Raw genomic sequence first — 6,610 nt, 5'->3', positions numbered from 1 at the left:
TATTTACTACGATTGGTATTCTACCCAAACAAGATCAAAAAGGGGGAGCCCAATGGCTCCCCCTTCAATACACCAGTAAGCGGATTAAACCAACTTCACCAGCACTTGTACCGGGTGCTTGAGCTTTTTACTTTCAAAACGCTTCACCTGACTGCGGCACGAGTAACCTGTTGCCATACAGCGTGATGGTGGCAAAGATTCCAAGCGAGGTTTCCAACTCAAACCGAAAATACCTTTTGAATTTTCCAACTTGTCAGATTCGTGTCCATAAGTCCCTGCCATACCACAACAACCGACTGCAACAGCCTCGAGCTTGCCACCAAAGTGATGGAAGATTTTGCCCCACTCAGCTTCTGCATTTGGCATCTTGGTTTTTTCAGTACAATGCGCAAACAGATACCAAGCGTCTTTGTCGGCATTTTCTTTTTGCGGCACGTCAGAAATTGCATTGAGCAACCACTCATGCGCGGTCTGCACCTGAAAGTCACCACGGCTTTCGCCCAGAATCTCGTTGTACTCATCGCGATAGCAAAGCACCAGTGCAGGGTCGACACCCACCATTGGCACTTCCAACGATGCCAGCTGATTCAGGAAGTCAGCGGTATTGCGGGCTGTTTTAGCAAATTTCTTGAGGAAGCCTTTAATGTGCTGCGCTTTACCGTTTGGCTTAAAAGGCACCAGCATCGGTTTTTTACCCAGCTTCTCAGCCAACGTCACCAGGTCCTTCACCACATCTGCTTCATAGAAGCTGGTAAACGGATCTTGAACAATCAGCACATAGCGGGAACGCTCTTGGTCGCTCAAGGCTTTCAGCCATTCTAAGTCGAACTTTGTGGCATGGTGGCCATCCAGCGACTCCATCAGTGTCGGCACTGACAGCGCAGGCGTGTCGACATAACCAATCGCTTTTTCAGTGACAGACTGCGCCCATTTTGGCTGGGTGAACGCATTCACAATCACCGGCGCTTTTGCCATCCAAGGCAGCATAGTTTCGATATTTGCCACAAGATAGTCCTTCGCAGGACGCTGATAACGGCTGTAGTAGAGATTGATAAAGCGAGAACGGAAGCTCGGCACATCGACCTTGATAGGACACTGAGTCGCACAGGCTTTACATGCCAGACAACCATTCATCGCTTCCATCACTTCGTGAGAGAAGTCGTAGTTGTCTTTGTTTGAAAGCCAGGTGTTCTTGAACCGTGCGAAGATTTGGCGAACCGACGGTGTTTTCTCCATCAGTTCCTTTTCCATGGTGATAGGGTCAACGCCCTGTTCTGCCAACAAACGCAGCCACTCACGCACAATGCCCGCACGGCCTTTTGGCGAATGACGACGGTCATAGCTGATCTTCATCGACGGACACATTGGCGAGCTGGTGTCGTAGTTGAAGCACAGGCCGTTACCATTACATTCCATCGCCTGCTTAAAGCTGTCACGCACCGTGATTGGGATTTGGCGATCTAAGGTGCCACGCTTTTCATCATCCACTTTCACCAGCGAATCGCTGCTGTCGACGGGTGTACAAATCTTCCCTGGGTTCATGCGGTTGTGAGGGTCAAACGCCGCTTTGACTTTACGCAGCTCGTTGAAAAGCTCCTCACCAAAGAATTCAGGACCATATTCAGAGCGGAAACCTTTACCGTGCTCACCCCACATCAGGCCGCCGTATTTCGCCACCAGCGCGACCACCTGATCGGAAATCGTCTTCATCAGACGCTCTTGCTCTGGGTCGCAGAGGTCAAGAGCTGGACGAACGTGCAATACACCCGCATCAACGTGACCGAACATGCCGTAGTTGAGGTTATGACTGTCCAGTAACGTTCGGAATTCGACAATAAAGTCAGCGAGGTTTTCCGGCGGCACACACGTGTCTTCCGTAAAGGCAACTGGCTTCGCAGCACCTTTTGCCGCTCCGAGCAGGCCAACGGCCTTCTTGCGCATATTGTAGATTTTGTTGATAGAGGCCAGGTCGTTACAGACTTGATAGCCAATCACGCCTTTATCACCGGCTTCGACCAGAACATCCAAACGCTCACACAGCGAGGCGATTTGTGCGTCGATTTCCTCTACATTATTACCGGCAAACTCGACGATATTGATGCCCTGCATATCTTTGCCAGGAACGTCCGTCAGCAGGTCTTTAACCGTGTTCCACACGATATCTTCACGCGCCAAATTCAATACGCGGGAATCCACCGTTTCAACGGACAAGGCATTCGCTTCAACCATCACAGGCGCACTGCGAAGTGCTGAATCGAAGCTGTCGTACTTTACGTTAACCAGAGTACGGGCTTTAGGAATTGGCGTGATATTCAGTTTGGCTTCAGTGATAAATGCCAGAGAGCCTTCCGCGCCACAAAGCACACGTGCCATGTCAAAAGTGTCAGACTCAGGCTGGTATGCATTTTTCAGATCGTAGCCAGTTAAGAATCGGTTCAGTGGCGGGAATTTTGCGTCAATTTCCGCACGTTTGCTTTGGCAGATTTCCGCCACGCGGCGCAGTGCTTCACCTGCGTAATCATCACGGGTGTTACCCGTCACATCCGCCATAGACTGGGGTTCGGTATCCAAGACTGAACCATCTGCCAACACCGCTTTCAGTGCCAAAACATGGTCTGAAGTTTTACCGTAGCGTAATGAACCCTGACCTGATGCATCGGTGTTGACCATGCCACCCACTGTTGCGCGGTTACTGGTCGACAGATCAGGCGAGAAGAAAAAGCCGTGCGGACGCAGTGCATCATTCAGTGCATCTTTGACCACGCCTGCCTGAACGCGCACCCAACCCTCATCCGGGTTAATCTCCAGAATATTGCGCATGTGGCGCGACATATCGACAACGATATGCTGGGTCAGAGACTGACCATTGGTGCCGGTACCACCGCCACGGGCAGAGAATTTAATCTCAGCGAATTCGGCATCTTTGCAGACTTCGCCTAACAGCGTTAAGTCTTGCGTTGAGGTAGGAAAAACCACCGCCTGTGGAAGAAGCTGGTAAACCGAGTTATCGGTCGCGACAGCAAGGCGGCTGGCATAGAAGGTCTCCGTCTCACCCTGGAAACCTTTCTCTTTTAAAGCATCAAGAAAACGCCCGACGATGGGATCGAGCGTATGCTGGTGTGTAAGTGCTGGTAACATCTTGCTCCCTGAAGCCATTTGTACGATCTATTTCCATACGATCGTTGGCAATCTTATAAACTAACGACTGCCATAACTTTACCTCAGGTGTGAGATCCATCAAAGAGGTAATCCTAAGAGAAATCCCTTTAAAAACACGCCGCGCAATCGTTTACGTGTCACCGAACAAATTGATGAAAAATACGTGGTGTCACCACCAGCAACCATACTGAGATGCCCCAGGCCGCTGCGCAGTTCACGGCAACAATAATGGTGTTCACGGCATAACGGGACGAAATCACGTAGTCTGCGTATAGGATCGCCAACACACCTGCCAAAGCAATCATGAAAAAAGTCAGCTTAGCGGGGCGTCGAACGGCGGAAATATAAAGAGGAAATGCCTTCAGCCAGAGAATCGCACAGTAAGTTCCCAAGCAAAACGCAGAAAGATACACAATATGCGGTTTGTGAATGATGATGCCAATCAGTGCGGTTGCCACAAAGCTCATCAACCAAAAACGCGCGGAAATCAAAGCACGGTTACGGTTGGCAAAACGCCACTCTCTCAGTCGTTTGAAACCGACAGCAAACCCAAGGCCGATCAGTAGTCCCAAGACCATATCTGATGGATAGTGCTCACCAAGCAACATGACTTTGCCACTGATCGCCGACACACATATCACAGCACCGGCAAACAGGCGCTTTCGCCCTGCGGGGCAAACCTCTTTGTCCCAGTTAAGCAGTAACCAGCTAAAGAAAAACGTGGTGAGCGCGACCATACAGCTCGGCAAGGTATAACCCAAGGTATCCTGCTCACCAAACACAGGATCGATGAAGTAAGGTCTGGGTAGCTCAATCACGGTGGTCAGTATCAACACGAATACGGAAAGCGACAGCAATCCTGCGCCGTAAAGTAGTGCTGCTCGGTAACCATGGTAAGCCCGGATAAAAATAAGCGTGCCGAGAAACAACATCGGCGTAAACAGACTTCCCAGTACGATTGTGGCTTTCACCAAGGCTTTTACAACCGCGCTCTCATCTTTCCATTCATGCAATGATTGAAGCACTGATAACTGAGCACGATAGAAGGGTGTGAGCACCACAGAATCGCCCTCTGAAAGAACAAACTCGCTCGGCGGTACCTCCGGCACCCAATGCCTAAACATCCATTTATGCTCCGGGAAACGGTAGTTATCGCGTACGGCTTTGTTGTCCGGCATCATCAGTACGCGGGTCACTTCCTTACCAAAATGCGGTGCTGACCACGCCATCAGCACCTTTCTTCCCATCGAATCGATAAAATACTGTGTGGGTGAAGCCAACTGACAGGCGAAAATGGCAGAATTATAAGTGCGGGCGATTTGCTGACCGACATTCACGTGAAGACCGGTTTCCTCATACGCTTCACGCTTGGCGGTTTGTTCCGGCGTTTCTTCTCCAATGATTGATCCACCAGGAATGGAATAGCGCCCGCTGATCGCTTCATCAATCATCAAGATGTTTTTGTCTTTGTCGACAATAAGGCAATCTGCCGCCTCGATTGGCAACGTACTATTGATTGCGTTTTCTTGGCTTGCCATCACTCCCGTTGACATAAAAAGAAGTGATATCAGAAGAAGTATCCCTGAAATGAGGCGTGTTATGCTCACTAACTGTCTGTCCCTATTGAATGCTATTGAACGATTGAATGCTACTGAACCATCGAGTAAGTCTTCGTTTTAAATCGACAAGGATGCCATGAGCCCGTTAACCACCCCGCCTGTTTTGCCGCCTCACTACTATCTGGATAACTTCCTATCCATCGTCGACGTCGTCTCGACCCGATACAGTGATTTACTCACAGAAACAGAAACGCACTGGCTTACTGCATTTTCAGCGCTACCCAAAAATGCCCAACTCTTATTGGTTCGACTGCTGACACGCAAAGGGGATTGGTTCCGCTGCGATAAGCTCGTTTATCCAGAGATCCCGGATATTGAAAGCGCCACCACACGGTTATCTGAAGAAGGTTTCCTCATTGAAACGACGCAACCGCCGTTTGAAATCGTCGCGAAGCTAATGACAAAAGCGGAATTACTCTCGCTTTATTGTCACCTTTCTATAAAAGCTACCCTTCGGAAGCCAGAAATCATCGCCACCATCGTTGAAAACAACAATGAAGAAGCTGTCCCACCTTTGCCAACCCGTTTTCTTTGCCTGAAACACGATGTCTTGCCTGTATTTTTGCTGCTCTACTTCGGCAATTCTCGTCAGGATCTCAGCCAGTTTGTTCTTAACGATTTAGGCATCTACCGCTTTGAAAACGTCCGGCTTCGTCCAGAAGACAGACTCTTTACTTCGCGGGAGCAAATCGCTGACTGGCTTTTCTTGTCATCACTTGCTGATTTGTATTGGGAGTATACAGAAGCAAAAGAAGTCACTTCTGCATTAAAAGTGAGTCAACAACTCCCTGAGAAGCCCTTCTGGCCGCCGTTAACAAGGAAATGGGAAAGGCTGGCGAACAAGCTGGCCAGAGAGTTCGAAAGACAAAAAGACGAAGAAAGTGCCCAACACCTGTTTTCACAGTCCTCGCTTCCGCCTGCCAGAGAGCGATTGGCGAGGATAGCCATCAAACAAACGCGCTTTGAAGATGCAGCAGCCATTGTCACCGACATGCTGACCGCGCCGAAAAACGAAGATGAAGCCGATGTTGCCGCGCGCATAGCAAGACAGCTAGCCAAAAAAACCGACTGCCTCTCTCCCGAAAAAGCAGGCGAGGCGTTTGGCTCAAAACACATCACCTTGGTGCTTAATGAGCGCGTAGAACTCGAATCTGCGCGACATTATGCTCAACAAGGTTGGCAAGTATGGTATTGCGAAAACAGCCTTCTCAATGCGCTGTTTGGCCTGCTGCTGTGGGATATCATTTTCGCCCCTGTACCCGGTGCGTTTCTCAATCCTTTCCAACGCGCGCCACGCGACATGTATTCGACGGATTTCACCACAGCCCGAAGAGAAATGATTGAACAGCGCTTCGAGGCTTTGGAACAGGGTGAATACGACCTCCTAGCGGTTTATGATGCAAAGTTCGGCATCACTAACGATTGGGTGAATTGGAGCTGGGCAGAACGGAATATGATTGAGGCAGCGCTCTCTACATTGTCACCAACGCAAATTATCGCCTGTATTAAACGCATTTTGTTCGATGCCAAATCCAACCGGGCCGGACACCCTGACCTGTTTATGGTGAAAGAAGGGAAATGCCAGTTTGTTGAAGTCAAAGGTCCTGGCGATAAACTTCAACATCACCAAGTGCGTTGGCTTAACTTCTTCGCCACTCACGGGCTTTCCGCTCACACGCTCTACGTGTCTGCCGATTTACCCAAACAACCTGTTGACCTCTGAATCCTGCATCTTCAGGTTGTATGGGTACAATTGATTTCTCATTTATGAGGCAAAAATATTAAGTTAATACATACTTATAGAAAACAGGCCTTAGGGGCTGTTGACCTTT

The 6,610-nt window shown here is 49.5% G+C and carries 3 protein-coding genes; 1 reads left to right on the top strand and 2 read right to left on the bottom strand.

Annotation, left to right across the window (positions count from 1 at the left end; all coding sequences use genetic code 11):
- Nucleotides 1–84: 84 nt before the first annotated feature.
- Together RN22_RS24155 and RN22_RS24150 are read right to left on the bottom strand one after the other, a co-directional pair.
- Entirely contained in the window at nt 85–3,138 is a 3,054-nt protein-coding gene (locus RN22_RS24155) for an FAD-binding and (Fe-S)-binding domain-containing protein (RefSeq protein ID WP_046308481.1), read from the bottom strand.
- Between the two features lie 158 nt (nt 3,139–3,296).
- On the bottom strand, nt 3,297–4,697 hold the full coding sequence (locus RN22_RS24150) for a phosphatase PAP2 family protein (protein WP_082111465.1): 1,401 nt from the start codon (nt 4,695–4,697) through the stop codon (nt 3,297–3,299).
- 157 nt (nt 4,698–4,854) lie between these two features.
- Here RN22_RS24150 and RN22_RS24145 point away from each other — a divergent pair, with 157 nt between their 5' ends.
- Nucleotides 4,855–6,501, top strand: coding sequence for a VRR-NUC domain-containing protein (locus RN22_RS24145; RefSeq protein WP_046308479.1), 1,647 nt, complete (start codon nt 4,855–4,857; stop codon nt 6,499–6,501).
- The last annotated feature ends 109 nt before the right edge of the window (nt 6,502–6,610 follow it).

It is taken from the genome of Grimontia sp. AD028 (assembly GCF_000973155.1).
In the GTDB taxonomy this organism is placed as follows: domain Bacteria; phylum Pseudomonadota; class Gammaproteobacteria; order Enterobacterales; family Vibrionaceae; genus Enterovibrio; species Enterovibrio indicus.
Note: the sequence above shows the minus strand (reverse complement) of the source record. Positions and strands in the feature narration are given on the sequence as shown.